Source organism: Vogesella mureinivorans (assembly GCF_007644035.1).
Taxonomy (GTDB): Bacteria; Pseudomonadota; Gammaproteobacteria; order Burkholderiales; family Chromobacteriaceae; genus Vogesella; species Vogesella mureinivorans.
Genome location: NZ_VMTV02000074.1, coordinates 1 through 296, shown reverse-complemented (window position 1 = coordinate 296; position 296 = coordinate 1). Strand labels below are relative to the sequence as shown.

The 296-nt window shown below is 60.8% G+C and carries 1 protein-coding gene; it reads right to left on the bottom strand.

Annotated features, from left to right (window positions below):
• On the bottom strand, positions 1-296 hold a 296-nt coding region (locus FLQ44_RS02000; RefSeq protein WP_206208617.1), incomplete at both ends, for a hypothetical protein.

Below are 296 nucleotides of genomic sequence, written 5' to 3'. Positions count from 1 at the left end.
TTTGGTGATGGCCTTCTTCGGTGCGCGCTTGACTGGCTTGCCCTTGTCGTCATCCATGATGTTCTTGCAGCCTTCCTTGAAGCCGCTGCAACCCCACCAGTAGCCATACTGGCCTTTGCGCCGGTACATCGGCTTGCCGCAGGCCGGGCAAGGTGCCGTCTTCACGGCGACCGGCTTGCCCTTTTCATCGTCCAAGAACGTCTTGCAGTCTTCGCCAGTGCAGAACCACCCGAAGCCGCCCTTCGGCTTGCCGGTTTCCTTGTCCTTTTTCTGGTAGCGCCGCACGGGTGCCGCCT